Origin of the sequence: Curtobacterium sp. PhB128, assembly GCF_004340725.1 — a bacterium.
Lineage (GTDB): Bacteria > Actinomycetota > Actinomycetes > Actinomycetales > Microbacteriaceae > Curtobacterium.
The window spans coordinates 76485-95028 of record NZ_SLUR01000004.1 but is presented as its reverse complement, the minus strand read 5'-3'; the positions used below and the strand labels follow the sequence as shown (position 1 = coordinate 95028).

Genomic DNA, 18544 nt, shown 5'->3' with positions numbered 1-18544 from the left:
AGGCCCGGATCACCTGCGCCGATCGGCGCGCGTGATCCGGGCCGCGCGTCCGCTACCCTCGCGACGTGAAGCGTCTCTCCCCCGGCCAGCGCTGGGTCATCGGTCTCGGCGCGTTCGCGCTCGTCTGTCTCGTCGTCGGCATCATCGGTCTGGTCGTCGGCGTCACGAACCGGTACGGGTGCCTCTCGGACGGAGACGTCTGGCCGCAGGAGCGCTGCCTCGGCGACGACTCCGGCATTTTCTGGGGCAGCGCCCTCGGCATCATCGGCCTGCTGCACCTCGGCTTGACCGGCCTGGCCGGTGCGCTCGTCTGGACCTCGACCCCGGCCATCGCTCCTGGCCCCGCTGAGCGCCCCACACCGGGCGCCGGTGCGACTCACCGGGTGTTCTCGTACGGCACGCTGCGGCAGCCGCTCGTGCAGGAGTCGCTGTTCGGCGGCCACGTCCCGACCACCCCGGACACGCTGCCCGGGTGGCGGCTCGACTGGGTGGCGATCACCGACCCCGAGGTGGTCCGGACGAGCGGCTCGGACCTGCACCCGATCCTCCGCCGGGGTGCACCGGACGACGTCGTCGAAGGTGTCGCTCTGACCCTCGGCTACGAGTGGCAGCTCCGCGCGGTCGACGACTACGAGGTCGCTGACTACCAGCGCATCCGGGTCGAGCTCACCTCGGGTCTGTCCGCCTGGGTCTACGTGGCGGCCGACGAGGCCTGAGCCGCCGCCAAGCGCGCGAGACCCTCGTCGATCGACACCGACGGGGACCACTGCAGGTCGGCTCGGGTGCGGCGTTGGTCGAACCAGTGCGCCGTCGACAGCTGCTCGGCGAGGAACCGCGTCATCGGCGGCTCGTCCTGCCCCGGACGCACCCGCCACACGGCCTCGACGAGCGACCCCGCGGCCCGGGCCACGACAGCCGGCACGTGCCACCGCGGTGCAGGCACACCCGAGGCCGCGCAGATCCCGGCGAGCAGGTCCGCGACGGGCCGGGGTTCGCCGTTCGTGACGACGTAGGCGTTGCCGTGCACGTCGTCGTCGGCCGCGTGCTCGAGCGCCGCGACCATGGCCGACGCGGCGTTGTCGACGTACAGGGTGTCGATCAGGGCGGCACCGGAGTCGAGCAGCGGCAGGCGCCCGGCCCGTGCCCGCTCGACGATCCGGCCGATCAGCTGCGTGTCCCCCGGCCCCCACACCAGGTGCGGCCGGACGGCGACGACGGCGAACCCCGGAGCGTCGGCGTCGAGCGCGAGGAGTTCGGCCGCGGCCTTCGTGCGGGCGTAGTCGCCACGAGCACGATCGGGTTCGGCGACACCGGCTCCGGCGCCGACGAGCGAGGATCCGGTGTGCGCGACCGACGGCGACGAGACGAACACGAACCGCCGGGCGCCGGCACGGCGTGCGGCGTCGACGAGTGCTCGGGTGCCGTCGACGTTCACACGGACGAAGTCGGCCGGGTCACCCGCCAGGGAGACCTTCGCGGCGAGGTGCACGACGGCGTCGGCCCCGTCGACCGCGCGTGCCACCGCGGCGGCATCGGTCATCGAACCGGCGACGTCCTGCACGCCCGCGACCCCGGACGGCCGTCGCTGGAACGTGCGGACCTCGTGTCCGGCGTCCCGCACGGCTGCGGCGGTCGCCTGTCCGAGGAACCCGCTGGCGCCGGTGACCAGGACCGTCACGGGCGGGCCATCCGTCCACCCGACAGCACCGCGGTCGCCCAGCGGGACAGCCGGGCGCGGTCGACCTTCGAGTTGTGCCGGATGTCGGTCGGCAGCACGGGCACGGTCAGCACCGCTGCGAGCGGGACCCCGGCCGCGGCACGGACCGAAGCGGCCAACGCCGGCGGAGCCAGGGCAGGCCGTCGGACACGTCGCCCGCCGGTGGTCTCGACGACGGCCACGACCTGCTGCGTCCCGCGCGGGCCGATCCCTGCGACGCCGGCACGGCCGACTCCGGGTACGCCCTCGATGCGCTGCTCCGGTCCGACCGGGGTGACGACACCGTCCGGGGTGGTGAGCACGTGCTGCATCCGCCCCTCGACCCAGAGGCGCCCGGACGCGTCCAGGTGTCCGACGTCACCGGTGCGGTGTCCGCGCGGGTCCTCGACGCCGAGCCGCGCGACGCGGTTCGTCCGCCAGAGCCGGTCGTAGTGGTCGCGCACGTGTGGTGCCACGACGACGATCTCGCCGGTGACGCCCGCCGCGTCGGTCAGCCCACCGGTCGCTGCACCCGCGGCGTCGAGCGGCGCGATCCGCACCCGCACGTTCGCCGCCGGGAGTCCGACGCAGATGCCCTCGTCGTCCGAGGCCGCCGCCGAACGGACGCCGTCCAGGTCGACGTCGGTCATGAGCAGCCCCTCGGTCATGCCGTAGGGGGTGTGCGCACTCGCGTTCGGCATCAGCTCGGTCGCCGCGGTCAGCAGCGCGGCCGACACCGGGGCGCCCGCCGACAGGAACAACCGGACGCGCGCGAGTGCCGCACGGTCGGCGTCGGTCAGCACCGATGCCGTCGCCACGACGTTCGCCAGCGCCGCCGGCGACAGGAACACGACGGTCGCGTCGGCAGCGGCCACCGAGGCCGCGACGGCGCGCGCGGTCAGGGTCCGGGGCGCGGTGACGTCCATGTCCGGCGCCACCGACCGGGCCCCGAGGGCCGGGCCGAGCAGCGCGAAGGGTGCGAAGCCCGCGACGAGGCCGGTGCCGACACCGATGTCGTACTGGGCCGCCAGGACGTCGCGGACGGCACCGAGCTGTTCGTGCGTGTAGACGACGCCCTTCGCCGGGCCGGTCGAACCGGACGTGAACAGGATCGCGGCCGGAGCATCGGACGCCGGCACCGTGGGCAGCACGGAACCGTGCGCGAGCCGACGGGCACCCCGCCGGGCGACGTCGACGAGCGTGTGCTCGACGCGCAGCGCACGCCGTGCGGGTGCGGGCAGCGGGACGGTCGCGATGCGCCGACCCGGCCAGCCGAGTGCACGAGCGGCTCCGAGGCCGGGCAGCGCGCCGATGATCCAGTCGGGCCGGGCTCCGCGGACCGCACGGGTCAGACCGCGCAGCCCCAGTCCGGCATCGGCCACCACGACGACCGCGCCGATCCGCACGCAGGCGTACAGGACGGCCGTCAGGTCGGCTCCCGGGGTGACGAGGAGCGAGACACGGTCACCGCTCCGGACACCGAGGTCGTCCAGCCCGGCGGCGATCTCGTCCACCCGACGGGCGAGCAGGCGCCACGTGATCGTGCGGGGACCGCCGGCCGCGGCCATCTCGACGAGGGCGGGTTCGTCGCTGTCGCGCAGGTCCTCGAGCGCGGCGCCGAGCGGGCGGCTCACGTCGGTCGACTGGTCGGCGTCGACCGGGAGGCTCGGGGAGGCGACCCGGGGCACGTGTCCGCCCGGCAGACGGTCGCCGATCCAGTCGAACACCGCGCCCGCCACGTCGGCGTCGTCGGGCAGCAGGTGGCCGGCACCTTCGAAGCGGTGCACGTCGGCCTGCGGCAGCCGCTCGGACAGGTCGTCGAGGTAGCGCTCCAGGAACACCGGATCGCGGGGACCCCAGAGCAGCAGCGCCGGGACCTCGAGCGCAGCGACCCCGGCGGCGATCCGGTCGAGCTCGGGCGCACTCCGGTGCCGGGCGTCGACGGGGATGTCCGCCACGAAGCCGCCGATGCCACCACGACGCGCGGCACCGCGGTAGGGGGCACGGTAGCCGTCGGCCACGGCACGGTCGAGCTTCGGGTGCGCGATGCCGAGCGTCGTCTCGAGGAACGCCGGCGTCACGACGGTCGCACGGCCGAGCAGCCCCGGCCCCAGGGCGAGCCGCAGCGGCGCCGGGATCGGGGCGTCGTCGGGCTGGTGCACGGCGGTGTTGCACGTCATCACGGCAGCCAGGACGTCGGGGTGGTCGACCGCCCAGCCGAGCGACACCACTCCGCCCCAGTCGTGGCCGAGGGTGACGACCGGGCCGGTCAGCCCGAGTTCGTCGGTCAGGGCACCGAGGTCCGCGACGCGCTGCGGCAGCCCCCGTTCCACCCCGGTGCGCTCCGAGAAGCCCATGTCGAGCTGGTCGACGGCGACCACGCGCCAGGCCGGGCCACCGGCCTGGGCGACCTCGAGCGAGGTGCGGAGCACCGACCGCCACAGGTACGACCACGTGGGGTTGCCGTGCACGCACAGGATGGTGCCGACCGGTTCCACGCCGAGCGCGGCCAGGGACCCGGCCGTGTCGAGGAGGTGCCAGGTGCGCGCGGCGCGATCCGTGCCTCCCGAACGGTTCTCGGACCATTCCGGGACCGTGACCAGGCGTGACCAGGCCGGGTCGAGTCCGGGCAGGGAGGGCGGCTGCGTCGCCGGAGCCGTGCTCGCGGCGACGCGGGGCAGCCGGGACCTCACCAGTGGAGTTCCATCATCGCCGTGTTGATGCCGGAACCGACGCCACCCAGGAAGACGCGGTCACCGCGACGGATGCCGCCGGACTCGACCTCGTCGGCCAGGGTGATCGGGATCGACGCCGGGCCGACGTTGCCGAAGCGCTGGTAGGTGGTGGGGACCTTGTCGCGCGGGATGCCGATTGCCTCGACGAACGCGTTGGTGTGCACGTCGGAGACCTGGTGCAGGACGTAGCGGTCCATGTCGGCCCAGTCGAAGTGGGCACGGGCCTCGGTCCAGGCCGCGACGACGAGCTCCATGCCGCCCTTGAGCAGCATCTTGGCGTCCGTGAACATGCCGTCCACGCTGCCGACGCACAGGTCGTACCACTGGGTCGCCGCGCGGGTGACGCCGCCGACGATCCGGTGCCCTTCGGGGTGCAGGTCCGCCGGGCCGAGCACGGCGGCCGCGGCACCGGACCCGAGGGTCAGGCTCGCGAACTCGCTCATGAAGTCCTTGCGGTTCCGACCGCCCTGGTTCAGGCGGTCGATGGTGTTGAGCTGCACCTGGTCGGCGTCCTCGCCGTCGACGACGAGCGCGTACTTGATCTGACCGGAGTCGATCATGCCCGCGGCGACGCTCATGGCGTTGACGAACCCCAGGCAGGCGTTCGCGATGTCGAAGTTGATCGCGGACGACGGCAGACCGAGCCCGTGGTGCAGGCGCACGGCGACCGACGGCTCGAGGTGCGGACGGGTCACCGAGGTGTTGATCAGCAGCCCGATCTCGTCCGGACGCACCCCCGCCTCGGCCATGGCGCGACGGCCGGCGTCGATGGCGGCGTCCTGGAAGGTCTGGCCCTCGCCCCAGTTGCGGCGCTCGATCACACCGGCGACCCGCTCGAGCAGTCCCATCGGCAGACGGAGGCGGCGGAGCACGCCGCGCAGCTTGGCCTCGATGTCGGCGGAGGTCGTCACGCGTTCGGCGGTCGTCGTCGCCACGGACAGCAGCGAGACGTTGTGGTGCTTCGCCGTGGCGTTGCCGGGCTGCTCGGGTTCACTGCTCGGCGCCCGGTCACTGCTCGCTGCCCGGTCGACCGGCCGTTCCGTCATGATCGTCACCGACACATACTTCCTCATTTCACCTGTGTGTGCAGTCCGGCTCGGCTGGACGCGCGGTGTCAGGCGTCCTTCGGGAGCTTCCGGATCTTGCTGCGACGGCGTCGACGGTCCGGCACCATCGAGCGCATCTCCTCGAGCTTGCCGAAGCAGAGCAGCCGGTCACTGGCCTGCAGCTCGACGCCACTGCGCGGGTTCGGGATGACGGTCGCGCCCCGGTGCAGGGTCAGCACGGTGATGTCCCGGTCCCACAGTCCCGACTCCTTGATCGTCTTCCCGACCAGGTCGGCGTTGGTGTGCACGAGCAGCTCGGCGACGCCGTAGCCCGTCGACACACTGAGCCGCTGGCGCACGTCGATCTCGGGGAAGGCCACCTGGTTGCCGATGAAGTCGATGATCGCGCCGGCGACGTCCAAGCCCGTCGCACGCTCGATGCCCTCGAGCCCCGGTGACGAGTTGACCTCCATCACGAGCGGACCGTCGTTGCCCTCGAGCATGTCGACACCGGCGACCTTGAGCCCCATGATCTGCGCCGACCGGACCGCGACCGCCTCGTACTCCGGCGACAGCGTGACCTTCTCGACGGTGCCGCCACGGTGCACGTTGGAGCGGAACTCGTCCCCCGACGCCGTCCTGCGCATCGCGGCCACCACCCGGTCGCCGACGACGAGGGCGCGGATGTCACGACCGCGGCTCTCCGAGATGAACGACTGGATCAGGACGTTCTGCTTCGTCGAGTGCAGGGTCTCGACGATCGACTCGGCGACCTTCTCCTCCGGCGCCAGGATCACGCCGATCCCCTGCGTGCCCTCGAGCAGCTTGATCACGACCGGAGCCCCGCCGACCCGTTCGATCGCGCCGCGGACGTCGGCCCGGCTGTTCACGAACGTCGTCGCGGGCATGCCGATGTGGTGGCGGGACAGGATCTGGTTCGCCCGGAGCTTGTCGCGGGAGTTCGTGATGCCCGTCGCGGTGTTCGGCGTGTACACGTCCATCTGTTCGAACTGCCGCACCACCGCGGTGCCGTAGTAGGTGATCGAGTTGCCGATCCGGGGCAGCACCGCGTCGTAGTCGGACAGGAGCTTGCCGCGGTACAGCAGGTCCGGGTCCTCGCCGGACAGGTCGATCGCGAAGCGCAGCGTGTTCAGCACCTTGACGTCGTGGCCGCGGTCGAGCGCCGCAGCACGGAGGCGCTGGGTCGAGTACGCCTGCGGGGCGCGGGACAGGATGGCGAGTTTCATCGAGGGGTTCTCCGCGGGGTGGGATCGACGGCGACGGTCCATCCAAGCACGCCCGCGCCGTGATGCCGCCGACCGCCTTGCAGAGCGAGCGCGTTGTACTCTTTTGACGCGTGTGCGGTACGCTGGATTGACTGATCGGACGGTGCGCAATGACGAAGAACCAGCACGGTCTCCGGGCGACCCGGAGCAACCGGACCCCTCGACTCGCAGGGTCCGGACGGTCGACGTCGCGGCGACCCGCGTCGTCCGAGTGGCGTGTCCGATCGCGCAGACCGTCCTCGACCGAGGCGGTCGCGCCACCGACCACGACCTCCACCGGTCCGGCCGACGACCTCAGGGATCGCCTCGTGGCCGCACTCCTGCGGCACGTCGACCTGATCGACCTCGCCGAGGTCGAGCGGGTGAACGGATCGATGGACGCCGTCGCGGAGCGGATGCTCGCCAGCATCCCCGGCGCCGATGTGCTCGACGACCGCGTCGGACCGTTCTACGACACTGCCGGCCTGCGGAAGTGGTTCCAGATGAGCCGGCAGACCCTCGATGCGCAGGCCAAGGTCGGCGACGTGCTCTGCGTGCTGTCGGCCGACGGCTTCCGGCTCTACCCGTCGTTCCAGTTCGATGCACGGGGCATCCTGCTGCCACGGTTGCGCGACGTCCTGGCCGGCCTGGACCCCGACCGGGTCGACCCCTGGGGCGATGCCGTGTGGCTGAACGCGCCGGCGGACGAACTCGACGGACTCACGCCGGCCCAGGCGCTCCGGACGGACCGTGCGGACGAAGCGGTCCGTCTCGCCGCACTCGCCGGATCGTTCCGACTCGGATGACCACGGTCGCACGCACCGACGTCGTCCAGACCGCACCACAAGCCGGTCTCGACCTGACCGGCTTCCCCGACGGGGGCAGACTCCCCGCCGAGGTGTTCCGCGCGCACCTCGCCGAGTTCGCGCCCTGGTACTTCGCCAGCCACCCCCACGGCCGCTTCAACCTCCGGGAACCGAACGGCACGTGCTGCTTCGCAGCCGCGGCCTCGACCGCTGTCCGAGAGTTCTTCGGCCCGAAGGTCCGCCGCAACGAAGTGAGCGCTGCCGACGCTGCCGCCCTCCGCGTCTCGACGATCACCCCGCCGTCCGATGCGAGCTCCGCCCACGTCAGCGGCGCGGGCGCTGCACGCTTCGGGGTCACGAGCGAACTCACGACCATGGGCGACTACGCCGTGACGCAGGCATGGGCCGAGCTGTTCAAGGACCGGGTCGATGCGCTCCGCTACGACTCGCGGTTCGACCCGGGGGGCGAGGCGTGGGCACTGTTCGGAACCGCGGGGCCGGCACCGTCGCTCGGCGGCGCGACCGCGGTCATCGACGGAGCACGTGGGGCCGAGGCAGCCGGCGTCTCGGTGCTGCCCGGGCCGCCGCGGAAGAGCGCCGTCCGGATGGTGCCGAACCCGCCCGCCTGACCGGCACAGTCGCGCATGGGACAGGATGGGCACATGGCCCGTGCTCCGAAGTCCCCCGACGGCGGGCTCGTCGTCGCCGGCTGGCGCGAGTGGGCCGGCCTGCCGGACCTCGGGCTGCCGTGGATCAAGGTCAAGCTCGACACCGGTGCACGCAGCTCGGCACTGCACGCGTTCGACCTCGAAGAACTCCCGGGCGACCGGGTCCGGTTCTCGGTGCACCCGTGGCAGGACACCGATGCCGACGCCGTCACGATCGAGTGCGACGTGCACGACCGGCGCATCATCCGCAGCTCGACCGGGCACACCCAGGAGCGCATCGTCGTGCTCACCACGATCACCCTGGCCGGGCGCGCCGTCGTGTCCGAGGTCACCCTGAGCAACCGCGACCAGATGGGGTTCCGGATGCTCGTCGGGCGCGAGGCCCTGCGGCAGGGCTTCCTCGTCGATCCTGCGAGGTCCTTCATGGCCGGTCGGGCGCCGAGGGAGATCCGGCGCCGCAACCGCGGGCGAGCCTGAGCGCTGCTCGCCAGGCGGCACGGGCCGTGGGCGCGACCGGTCGGCGGCCTGGAGGCGCGGTGCGGGGCCGCCACGGGCCTCCCGTCCGCCTCGGCGACCGCCCAGGGCGCGGGCTGGGTCAGCGACCGAGGTGACGGCCGAGGAAGGCGAGTTGCTGCGGTGCCAGGCGGCGCCAGTAGCCGTGCGTGTGGGCGCCGGGCTCGAAGCCCCCGGCGGGCGGCGTCGCGAAACCGTCGACGTAGGCGTGCGCCGCCGGAGCGAACCCGTCACCGTTGCCGCAGTCGACACGGACGGCGACCCCGTCGAGCGCGCGCTGCCGACCGAGGACCGTGTTCGCACGGAAGTCGGCCGCGTCGTCGAAGGCTCCGCGGGCGGTGTCCGCTGCTGACGTCCAGAGCGCCGGACTGATCGCCGACACGGCGCGGACGCGGGACGCACCGAGCACCCCGCCGAGCCGGAGGGCGCCGAACCCGCCCATCGAGTACCCGGTCAGCGCGAGCCGGTCGGTGTCGAATCCGCGCCGCGCGATCCGGGGCAGGAACTCGTCGACGACCATCGCCGCGGGGTCATCCCCGTCGGAACGGTGGTGCCAGTAGCGGTTGCCGCCGTCGATCGAGGCGATCGCGAACGGAGCGCCGCCACCCGTGATGTGCGCCGCGAGGAACCGGTCCCAGCCGAGCGCCCGCCCGAAGAACGCCGAGTGGTCGTCGCCGTAGCCGTGCAACGCGACGGCCACCGGCAGCGGGGTGTCCGACTCCGGAGCGGCGATGGTCCACCCGACGGTCCGTCCCTTCCGCGCGGTCGACACGAAGGTGCCGGAGACCGAGGGGACCGGGTCGACGTCGGGGATCGTGCCGTCGGCACCGTTGAGCCCGAGCACGCGGTACATCGTCGACCGACCCGGCAGCAGGTCGAGGTTCACCGCCTCGGCGGCTGCACCCGCGGCGACGATGCCGACTCCCCCGATCAGCAGCGACCGACGGGTGATCGTCGACGCACGCGGACGGGTCATCCGAGGGGCACCGTTCCGTCAGAGGTCACGCGCTGCATCACGAGGATCGGGGAGAGTCGCTGCACACCGGGCAAGGTACCCAGCGCAGCGTCGGAGAACCCCGGGGCGCTGACGAGCGGTCAGGCTGCTGCGACGAGCGCCGCAGCGACCGCACGCGCCGTCGCCGTGCCGACCGACGGATCGCGCAGGCGCATCGCGAGGTACCCGGAGACGACGAGCAGCAGCTGGTCAGCCAGGGCCCCGGCGCGCTCGCCGACGACGGGCGCGGCACGTTCGGTCAGCCGGCTCCGGAGCGCACCGGTCTCGCGGTCGAGCACGTCGTGCACCTCGGCTGGGGCGTCCGCGTACTCAGCAGCGGTCCCGAGGAACGCGCACCAGCGCGAGCCGGCGGTGGTCGACCGGTAGTCGTCCAGCGCGTCGAACACCGCGAGCAGACGACCACGGTCGTCCGGAGCCGCGTCGACAGCGCGGTCCCACGTGGCGAGCCAGTCATCGTGCCGCCGATCGAGGGCCGCGGCGACCAGGGCTTCCTTGCTCGCGTACCCGCGGTAGAGCGTGGCGCTCGAGATCCCGGCACGGTCGAGCACGGCGTCGATCGGGGTGGCGGCGATGCCCCGCGTGAAGAAGAGCTCCTCGGCCGCGTCGAGCAGCCGCTGCTCGGTTCCTGGACGCATCGCCATGCAAGCACCCTAGGCTCTCAAAAGTGAAACGATCGTTTTCGTTACGACAGTGGGTGTTCCTCGGCAGCGGGCTGGCCCTGATCGCCGCGACGTACGGGCTGGTCCGCCTGGCGTTCGGGCTCTTCCTGCCCGACGTCCAACGCGACCTCGGCCTGCGCCCGGACGCCGCCGGGTGGGTCTCCTCGGGGGCCTCGGCGATGTACTGCGTCGGCGCGGTGGTCGGGTTCCTGGTCGCCGCACGCGTCCCCCGGGTGCTCGTCGCCGCAGCCGCCGGAGTCGCCGGGGTCGGTGCGCTCGCGATGGCGGCGGCGCCGGGGCCGTGGTCCTTCGGGATCGCCGCCGTGGTCGCGTCGACCGGGGCGGGGCTGGCGTCGCCGGCCCTCGTGCAGCTCGTGTCGCGCACGGTGCCGGGGTCCGTGCAGGGGACGGCGCAGGCGGTCGTCAACTCGGGGACCGGTCCGGGGCTGGTCGCCGCGGGGGCGCTCGCACTCGTGCTCCTGCCCGACTGGCGGACGGCCTGGGCGTGGTCCGGGGTCTTCGCACTCGTCGTCGGCGTCGTGCTGCTGGTGGTGTCCCGTGGGAGCGGGTCCGGCGGTGACCGGCCAGCCGCACCCGGGACGGCGTGGTTCGCGGCGCACCGACGGGTCATTGCGCTCGCGCTGCTCTTCGGTGCCGGATCGGCGGTCGTGTGGACCTACGGCCGCTCCGCGCTGGTCGACGCGGGCGCGCCCGTCGTGGTGTCGGTGTCGGCGTGGATCGCGCTCGGGGTCGGCGGTGCTGCGGTCGCCGTGACGGCTGGTGGACGAGCGGACTCCGCGCGCGGACGCTCTGGGCGGTGACCGCGGGCGCCGTGGCGGTGGCCGTCGTCGCACTCGGGCTCGCGCCGCAGTCCACGGCGGTGGCGATGCTGGCGTGTGCGGTGTTCGGCTGGGGCTACACGGCGGCGACCGGCGCGTTGATCGCCTGGACGACCGAACTCGACGCTGCGCGGTCGTCGGCCGGGACGTCGGCGCTCTTCGTCGCGCTCGTGCTCGGTCAGGCCGTGGGAGCGGCGGCGTCGGGCGCACTCGTCGGCACGGCGGGCTACGCGGCGACGTTCGTGGTCGGGGCGCTCGTCACGGCGGCGAGCGCCGTGCTCGCCGTGGTCGGGAAGCGGAGCGGGCCGGGGAGCGGTGCCCGCGTCACAGCAGCGGACGCAGCTCGATCTTCCGGTTGCACGCCTGCGACGCCTCGTGCGCCACACGGAGCGCCGTCTCGGCGTCCGGCAGCTCCATGACCCAGAAGCCCGCGACGAACTCGGCGCTGTCGGCCACCTGTCCGGGCGTGGTGTCCGAACCGCCGCCACGGGCGTCGACGACGGTGCCGTCGCCGGGGGCGGACACCCCGGCGGCGAACACGACGGCGGTGCCCAGGCGTTCGTTCAGGGCATCGACCGCAGTGGCCTCGGCCTGGGTGGCGGACTCCGTGCGACCGGCGGCGTCGGCCTGCCCGTCGTCGATGACGTTGACGAGGAACTGCATGGTGACTCCCCTGCTCGTTGGCGGGAGGATACTCCCCGACCACCCGGTTCCGTGACGCTCCGTGACGAGCGACGGGACCGCGAGCCCCGGGACGTGCCTACGCTCCCTCCGACGGCGACCCGGCCGCCCACGACCACGGAGTACCCGATGCCCCACGACACCATCGCTCGTCGAGTCGACGAGTTCAACGACGGCTTCACCGCGCAGATCGGCCCCGAGCTCAGCGCCGTGTTCGATCGGGAACAGGCCGACCTGCGTGCCGACGGCGTCCCCGACGGTGTCCTCGCCGTCGGGGACGACGCCCCGGACGCTCCACTGCTGGACGCGACGGGCGCCGCCACGTCACTGGGCGCCGCGCGTGGTGACACGCCGACCGTGATCGTGTTCTACCGCGGCGCCTGGTGCCCGTACTGCAACCTCACGCTCCGCACCTACCAGCAGGAGTTGCTCCCCGCGCTGCAGGGACGCGGGGCACGACTCGTCGCCGTCTCGCCGCAGACCCCCGAGGGCACCGAGCAGTCGATCGCGAACGGCGAGCTGGCATTCCCGGTCCTGTCCGACCCGGAGAACGTGCTCGCCGGTCGGTTCGGCGTCGTCACGGCGCCGAGCACTGAGGCACGAGCAGCCCACACGGAGCTCGGGTTCGACGTCGCCGACAGCAACGCCGACGGAACCGCCGCGATCCCGTTCCCGTCGGTCTTCGTCATCGACGAGCACGGTGTCGTCCGGTTCGTGGACGTGCACGTCGACTACACGACGCGCACCGAGGTCACGACGGTCCTCGCGGCCCTCGACGGCCTGGACGGGGGCGGCACCCGCTAGCGTTTGCTGCATGGGGACGACAGCGGAGTGGTCACGGCTGCCCGTGGGGCGCCGCGAGCACCGCCAGGACGCCGTGCTCGCCCTGGTGCTCGCCGCCGGCCTGACGATCACCACCGTCCTGTACGGGGCGTCCGGCATCTACGGCGACGACCAGGCGGCCTGGTGGGTCTCGGCCCTGATGATCGTCGCGAACGCGGTCCCGATCGCGTTCCGTCGCCGGTTCCCGATGTCCGCTGCAGTGTTGTCCGCGCTGGCGTTCGCGGCCACGCAGCTCCTGCACGTGCCCGAGGTGTTCCTGGTCAACTTCACCCTGTTCATCTCGCTGTACTCCGTCGGTGCATGGTGCGCCGACCGGGTGCGGGCCGAGGTGGTCCGGTGGGTCGTCATCGGCGGGATGTTCGCGTGGCTGTTCCTCGCGATCTCGTTCGGCTGGGCGGTACCGAACGCACTGCCCAACGACGACGGCGCCCTCATCCCGCCGTACATCGCGTACTCGCTGCTGAACATCGTGATCAACGTCATCTACTTCGGCGCCGCCTGGTACGCGGGCAACCGGGCCTGGGCCTCGGCCGTCGCCCGACACCAGCTCGACGAGCGCACCGCGGAGCTGGCAGCCGAACGGGAGCGCAGTGCTGCCCAGGCCGTGACGATCGAGCGGGTCCGGATCGCCCGCGAACTGCACGACGTCGTCGCGCACCACGTGTCCCTGATGGGCGTGCAGGCCGGCGCTGCCCGACGGGTCATCGACCGTGATCCCGCGCAGGCGACGGCATCGCTCGGCGTGGTGGAGGAGAGCGCGCGCACGGCTGTCGAGGAACTCCGGCGGATGCTCGGCACCCTGCGGTCGGCGGACGAACCGGGCACCGGTGACCGCGGTGTCGGGGACGCTCCGAGCACCGAGGGCATCGCACGCATCGTCGAGCTCGCCGAGTCCGCTCGGGTCGCCGGTCACCCGACCGAGTACGTGGTCGTGGGCAACGAGCGTCCCGTGCCGCCGACGGTCGCCGCCGTCGCGTACCGGATCGTGCAGGAGGCCGTGACGAACGTCCTGAAGCACGCTGGGCCCACCGCCCGCGCCGACGTCCGGCTCAGGTACCTCGACGACGGGCTCGAGGTCGAGGTCACCGACGACGGGCACGGTGACCGTGCTGCGCGGAACCCGTCGGGCAGCGGCCTCGGGCACATCGGCATGCGGGAGCGGGTCGCAGCCGTGGACGGACGGATCGAGATCGGGCCACGCGCCCGGGGAGGCTACCTGGTGCGGGCATGGCTGCCGACGACGTGAACGAGACGAACGACCCGAACGGCGCGACCGACCTGACGATCGTGCTCGCAGACGATCAGGAGCTGGTGCGGGCCGGGTTCCGCGTGATCCTGGAGTCCGAGCCGGGGTTCCGGGTGATCGGCGAGGCCCCCGACGGCGCCCGTGCGGTCGAGGCCGTCCGGGCCCTGCGCCCCGACGTGGTCTGCCTCGACGTGCAGATGCCCGGCGTCGACGGACTCGAGGCCGCTCGGCGGATCGCAGCGTTGCCGGACCCGCCGGCGGTGCTCATCCTGACGACGTTCGACAGCGACGACGCACTGTTCCACGCACTCGAGGCGGGTGCCAGCGGCTTCCTGCTGAAGAACGCCTCCCCCGAACGGCTGATCGACGCCGTCCGGACCGTCGCCGCCGGGGACGCCCTGCTCGCGCCCGACGTCACGCGCCGGGTGATCAGCCGTGCGACCGCCGCACCGGTGGCGAGCGCGCGGACCGCGGACGGCGCGCTGGCAGCCGCCGGACTCACCGAGCGCGAGACCGAAGTGCTCCGGCTGCTCGCCCGGGGCCTCAGCAACGCCGAGATCGCCGCCGAGCTGTACGTCGGTGACGCCACCGTGAAGACCCACGTGTCGAACGTGCTGCAGAAGCTCGCGCTGCGCGACCGCATCCAGGCGGTCGTCTGGGCGTTCGAGCACGGCGTCGCCGGCTGACCGAGGCCGACAGATCCGGCACCGGCAGGACAAGTCCGCACGGTGCCGCGCTCGCACTACGCCCGCACCGTGCGCCCTCGCTCACCCCGTGCGGCGTTGACCGCACCGTGCCCCGCCACGACGACGCACCGAGCAACCAGAGCCCCACCGGCCGAACAACCCAGCACCGTGCCCGCCGCCCACCCGCCCCCTCCCCCGCGCGGTGGAGCCGACCACCCACCCAAGTCCCGCCGGATGGCGGAGGCGCCCCGTGCCTCCCGGCCAATAGCGTCGACGCAGGCGGCGCAGGCCGTCGCGAGAGGGGTACGACATGCTCACCATCGAAGGGGTGACCAAGCACTTCGGCGACCGCCGGGTGCTCGACGACGTGGGGTTCACGGTCGGCAACGGCCGCCTCACCGGGTTCGTCGGCGGCAACGGCGCCGGCAAGACGACCACCATGCGCATCATGCTCGGCGTGCTGCAGGCCGACGCGGGATCCGTCTCGATCGACGGCACCGCGGTCCGGCCCGCCGACCGCCGCCGCTTCGGCTACATGCCCGAGGAACGCGGGCTGTACCCGAAGATGCCGGTGGCCGAGCAGATCACCTACATGGCCCGGTTGCACGGCGTCGACAAGCGCGCGGCGACCACGCGGACCACCGAGCTGCTCGAACGGCTCGAGCTGACCGGCCACGCCGACGACCCCGTCGAGAAGCTGTCGCTCGGCAACCAGCAGCGGGTGCAGATCGCCGCGGCCCTGGCCCACGACCCCGAGGTGCTGGTGCTCGACGAGCCGTTCTCGGGCCTCGACCCGATGGCCGTCGACACGGTGCTGGGCGTCCTGCGCGAGACCGCGGCGCGTGGGGTCCCGGTGCTGTTCTCGAGCCACCAGCTCGACGTCGTCGAACGGCTCTGCGACGACGTCGTCGTGATCGCGGGCGGCACGATCCGTGCCGCCGGCCCGCAGGACGAACTCCGCAAGCAGGCCGGGCCCGCCGCCTGGGAGCTGCTGGTCGACGGCGACGTCGCCTGGCTCCGCGACGAGCCCGGTGTGACGGTCCGCGAGTTCGACGGCGGCTACGCCGTCTTCGAGGCCGACCCGTCCACCGCCCAACACGTCCTGCAGCGGGCCGTCCAGCAGGGCACCGTCGGCTCGTTCGCCCCGCGGGTCCCGCGGCTCAGCGAGGTCTTCCGGGAGGTCATCCGATGAACGACTCCTTCGTGCAGGCCGTGCGGCTCGTCTCCGCACGCGAGATCCAGGCACGCATCCGCAGCAAGGCCTTCGTGGTCTCCGCCCTCATCCTGATCGGCATGGTCGTCGCGTCCATCGTGGTCGGCGGCATCGTCGGCAAGGCCACCGCCGACGACACCACGCCGGTCGCCGTGGTCGACGGCGTCTCGCTGCCCACCACCGCGGGCCTCGGCGTCACGGACTCCACCTCGGTGGCGGACGCCGAACGACTCGTGCAGAACGGCGACGTCGACGCGGCGATCGTGCCGTCCGACGACCCGCTCGGCTACAAGGTCGTCGGCCTCGACGAAGCCCCGACCGACGTCGTCTCCGCGCTGAGCGTCACACCGCGGATCGAACTGCTCGACCCGGACGCGCTGCCCGGCGGACTCGTCTACCTCATCGCCATCGCGTTCGGCGTCGTGTACTTCGCCTCGGCCGTGACCTTCGGCCAGTCCATCGCGCAGAGCGTGGTCGAGGAGAAGTCGACCAGGGTCGTCGAGATCCTGATGTCCGCGATCTCGGCCAGGGCGCTGCTCGCCGGCAAGGTCCTCGGCAACAGCGTGATGGCGTTCGCGCAGATCGTCGCCGTGGCGATCGCCGCGGTCGTCACCCTGGCGGTGACCGGGCAGGACAACATGTTCTCGATGCTCGGCCCGAGCATCCTGTGGTTCGTCGGGTTCTTCGCCGTCGGCTTCGTGCTCATCGCGTCGCTGTTCGCCGCGGCGGCCGTGCTCGTGTCGCGTCAGGAGGACGTCGGCAGCGTCACCACGCCGGTGATGATGCTCGTGATGATCCCGTACATCCTGATCATCGTCGCGTACAACAACCCGACGGTGCTCGGCATCATGTCGTACGTGCCGTTCAGTGCACCGATCGGCATGCCGATGCGGATCTTCCTCGGCACGGCCGAGTGGTGGGAGCCGATCCTGTCGCTCCTGATCGTGGTCGCCGCGGTGGTCGTGGTCGTGCTGGTGGGCGCCCGCGTCTACGAGAACGCGCTGCTGCGGACGGGCAGTCGCGTGAAGCTGACGGAGGCGCTGCGCGGCTGACGCCGCGGTGTGGACGGGAGGCCCGGATCACGTGAGCAGGTCGGCTCACGTGATCCGGGCCTCCTGTCCGTTGCCCGGTGCCAGCCCGGCAGGCAGCGTCGGTCCGGCACGCAGCGCGCCGATCAGGCGCTCAGCGTCGCGAAGGCGGACCGGTGCCAGACCAGCGGGCTGTGCGCGAAGTCGGACATGAGTCCGAGCACGCGGAGCACGACGATGTCGTGGTCGCCGGCCGGGTAGGTGTGCTCGACCGAGCACTCCAGCCAGATCGGGGCCCCCTGCAGGAAGACCGCTCCCGTGTCGGCGACCGTCGTGTCGACCCCGACGAACCGGACCGACTTGTCGCGTGAGGCGAGCTGCCGCGTGACCTGCGCGTGCCCCTCGCCGAGGATCGAGACGCCGATCGTGCCGGCGTCGCGGAGCACCGGCCACGTGGTCGAGGTGTGCTGCACGGCGAACATCACCAGCGGCGGGTCCTGCGAGACCCCGACGGTGAAGGACGACGCGACGAGCACGGTCGGTTCGCCGTCCACGACGGCGGACAGTGCGGCGACACCGCAGGGGAAGCCCGAGAACGCCTGCTTGAGTGCGGAGAGGTCCGGGGCCTCGGTGGAGTAGGGGCTGATCATGACGTGGTTCCTTCCTGGTGGCTGGCGGTCGCACCGAGGACGACGTCCCGCCAGCGGGCGAGCCAGACGTCGGTCGATGCGGGGTCCGAGTACTGCTTGTCGTTCAGGTACAGGGCGGGGGCGGGGACGGTCGCGCCGAGTTCGACCAGCACCGGTTTGAGGAAGACCTCCGGGGCGAGCGCGTGGGCCGGACCGGCACCGAGCATGAGCGGTACCGCGACGACGCCGGCGAGCCCGTCTCCGGTGCCGAACTGGTCGAGGAACAGCTTGAGCACGCCGGTGTAGGTCGCCTTGAACGTCGGCGACGCGACGACCACGAGGTCGGAGCCGGCGACGGTCCGGACGGCGTCGGACACCGCCGTGTCACCCCAGCCGAGCAGGCCGGCGCCGAGGTCGATGACGTCGACGACGTGGTCGGGGGCGCGACCGGTGAGGCGTTCGAGCACGACCGTCGCGGCGTCGAGCGTCCGTGAGGCCGGCTTGGGGTTGCCGGCGACGACGGTGGTGATCATCGGGGTGCTCCTGTCGTGGTGGTTGGTGCTGCGGTCGTTGGTGCTGCGGGTCGTTGGTGCAGTCCACCGCTCGTTCGTTTCGCCGCCGTGCCGGATCCGTATCGGCTGGGTTACGCCAGCGACCCCCGGACCGGCAACGCCGGAATGTCCCGGTCAGCCGGGCTGTGCGTCCGGGGGCCCCGGGCATTCCGCCAGCCGCCGTGCGCGGCCGTCGCACCGAATTGTGAGAGCGCCGTTGCCGGAAGTCGCCTCGGATGCGTCCGGCGTGTTTCGCCCCGCCGTCGCCGCCCCGTCACCGCCCGGATCCGCGCGTGCACGGGCCTCGGTGGCGCAGTCGTCCCCCGCGGAACCACGCGGCGGACGCCCCGCGCGCACCATCGCGGCGGGTGGCCTAACACCAGCGAAACAAACGCCTAACAGGACCGTTACCGGGCGACCGCCTG

Annotated in this window: 19 protein-coding genes; 10 read left to right on the top strand and 9 right to left on the bottom strand. The window is 72.6% G+C overall.

Going from position 1 to position 18544, the window contains the following annotated elements; genetic code table 11:
- Positions 1-65: 65 nt before the first annotated feature.
- Positions 66-716, top strand: a complete 651-nt coding sequence (locus EDF23_RS19610; protein WP_243648865.1) for a gamma-glutamylcyclotransferase family protein — start codon at positions 66-68, stop codon at positions 714-716.
- On the opposite strand, the gene EDF23_RS08615 is transcribed toward EDF23_RS19610, so the two are convergent.
- Genes EDF23_RS08615 through rimK form a run of 4 tightly spaced genes read right to left on the bottom strand, consistent with a single transcriptional unit; the run spans position 692 to position 6724 of the window.
- The gene (locus EDF23_RS08615; protein ID WP_131921428.1) at positions 692-1678 is read right to left on the bottom strand and encodes an NAD-dependent epimerase/dehydratase family protein; all 987 of its coding nucleotides are present in this window, start codon (positions 1676-1678) and stop codon (positions 692-694) included. The genes EDF23_RS19610 and EDF23_RS08615 overlap by 25 nt on opposite strands.
- Positions 1675-4389 (bottom strand): alpha/beta fold hydrolase, encoded by a 2715-nt coding sequence (locus tag EDF23_RS08610; protein WP_243648864.1) that lies wholly within the window; start codon positions 4387-4389, stop codon positions 1675-1677. The genes EDF23_RS08615 and EDF23_RS08610 overlap by 4 nt, the downstream gene beginning before the upstream one ends.
- On the bottom strand, positions 4386-5492 hold the full coding sequence (locus tag EDF23_RS08605) for a 3-oxoacyl-ACP synthase III (RefSeq protein WP_123939401.1): 1107 nt from the start codon (positions 5490-5492) through the stop codon (positions 4386-4388). The genes EDF23_RS08610 and EDF23_RS08605 overlap by 4 nt, the downstream gene beginning before the upstream one ends.
- Positions 5493-5545: 53 nt before the next feature.
- Positions 5546-6724, bottom strand: a complete 1179-nt coding sequence (gene rimK / locus EDF23_RS08600) for a 30S ribosomal protein S6--L-glutamate ligase (RefSeq protein WP_123291758.1) — start codon at positions 6722-6724, stop codon at positions 5546-5548.
- Between the two features lie 347 nt (positions 6725-7071).
- Between rimK and EDF23_RS08595 the strand changes: the two genes are divergently transcribed.
- From EDF23_RS08595 to EDF23_RS08585, 3 genes are read left to right on the top strand one after another with little or no spacing between them, the layout of a single operon-like run.
- Positions 7072-7548, top strand: coding sequence for a hypothetical protein (locus EDF23_RS08595; RefSeq protein WP_131921427.1), 477 nt, complete (start codon positions 7072-7074; stop codon positions 7546-7548).
- On the top strand, positions 7545-8177 hold the full coding sequence (locus tag EDF23_RS08590) for an RES family NAD+ phosphorylase (RefSeq protein ID WP_131921426.1): 633 nt from the start codon (positions 7545-7547) through the stop codon (positions 8175-8177). The genes EDF23_RS08595 and EDF23_RS08590 overlap by 4 nt, the downstream gene beginning before the upstream one ends.
- Before the next feature lie 33 nt (positions 8178-8210).
- Positions 8211-8693, top strand: coding sequence for a RimK/LysX family protein (locus EDF23_RS08585; RefSeq protein ID WP_131921425.1), 483 nt, complete (start codon positions 8211-8213; stop codon positions 8691-8693).
- A gap of 118 nt (positions 8694-8811) precedes the next feature.
- On the opposite strand, the gene EDF23_RS08580 is transcribed toward EDF23_RS08585, so the two are convergent.
- Together EDF23_RS08580 and EDF23_RS08575 are read right to left on the bottom strand one after the other, a co-directional pair.
- Positions 8812-9705, bottom strand: a complete 894-nt coding sequence (locus EDF23_RS08580) for a hypothetical protein (RefSeq protein ID WP_207895464.1) — start codon at positions 9703-9705, stop codon at positions 8812-8814.
- A gap of 119 nt (positions 9706-9824) precedes the next feature.
- A complete protein-coding gene (locus EDF23_RS08575) occupies positions 9825-10385 on the bottom strand; it encodes a TetR/AcrR family transcriptional regulator (protein WP_131921424.1) in 561 nt (186 codons plus the stop codon).
- Between the two features lie 23 nt (positions 10386-10408).
- Between EDF23_RS08575 and EDF23_RS08570 the strand changes: the two genes are divergently transcribed.
- Positions 10409-11224 carry an MFS transporter gene (locus tag EDF23_RS08570; protein WP_165901066.1) on the top strand — a complete coding sequence of 272 codons (816 nt, stop codon included), beginning with the start codon at positions 10409-10411 and terminating at the stop codon, positions 11222-11224.
- Positions 11225-11566: 342 nt separating this feature from the next.
- Here EDF23_RS08570 and EDF23_RS08565 read toward each other — a convergent pair whose 3' ends face one another.
- Positions 11567-11905, bottom strand: a complete 339-nt coding sequence (locus tag EDF23_RS08565; protein ID WP_123939330.1) for a YciI family protein — start codon at positions 11903-11905, stop codon at positions 11567-11569.
- Between the two features lie 147 nt (positions 11906-12052).
- On the opposite strand from EDF23_RS08565, the gene EDF23_RS08560 reads away from it, so the two are divergent.
- From EDF23_RS08560 to EDF23_RS08540, 5 genes are all read left to right on the top strand, one after another.
- A complete protein-coding gene (locus EDF23_RS08560) occupies positions 12053-12727 on the top strand; it encodes a peroxiredoxin-like family protein (protein WP_123939331.1) in 675 nt (224 codons plus the stop codon).
- A gap of 10 nt (positions 12728-12737) precedes the next feature.
- Positions 12738-14012 (top strand): sensor histidine kinase, encoded by a 1275-nt coding sequence (locus EDF23_RS08555; protein ID WP_228505808.1) that lies wholly within the window; start codon positions 12738-12740, stop codon positions 14010-14012.
- Positions 13994-14698, top strand: a complete 705-nt coding sequence (locus EDF23_RS08550) for a response regulator transcription factor (protein ID WP_131921422.1) — start codon at positions 13994-13996, stop codon at positions 14696-14698. The genes EDF23_RS08555 and EDF23_RS08550 overlap by 19 nt, the downstream gene beginning before the upstream one ends.
- Before the next feature lie 310 nt (positions 14699-15008).
- Complete coding sequence (locus tag EDF23_RS08545; protein ID WP_123939333.1) at positions 15009-15890, top strand: ATP-binding cassette domain-containing protein; 882 nt, start codon at positions 15009-15011, stop codon at positions 15888-15890.
- Positions 15887-16963, top strand: coding sequence for an ABC transporter permease (locus EDF23_RS08540; protein ID WP_131921421.1), 1077 nt, complete (start codon positions 15887-15889; stop codon positions 16961-16963). The genes EDF23_RS08545 and EDF23_RS08540 overlap by 4 nt, the downstream gene beginning before the upstream one ends.
- Before the next feature lie 122 nt (positions 16964-17085).
- On the opposite strand, the gene EDF23_RS08535 is transcribed toward EDF23_RS08540, so the two are convergent.
- On the bottom strand, positions 17086-17589 hold the full coding sequence (locus EDF23_RS08535; protein ID WP_123673676.1) for a flavin reductase family protein: 504 nt from the start codon (positions 17587-17589) through the stop codon (positions 17086-17088).
- Positions 17586-18101, bottom strand: coding sequence for an NAD(P)H-dependent oxidoreductase (locus tag EDF23_RS08530; protein ID WP_131921420.1), 516 nt, complete (start codon positions 18099-18101; stop codon positions 17586-17588). Before EDF23_RS08530 ends, EDF23_RS08535 begins: the two co-directional genes overlap by 4 nt.
- Positions 18102-18544 lie beyond the last annotated feature (443 nt).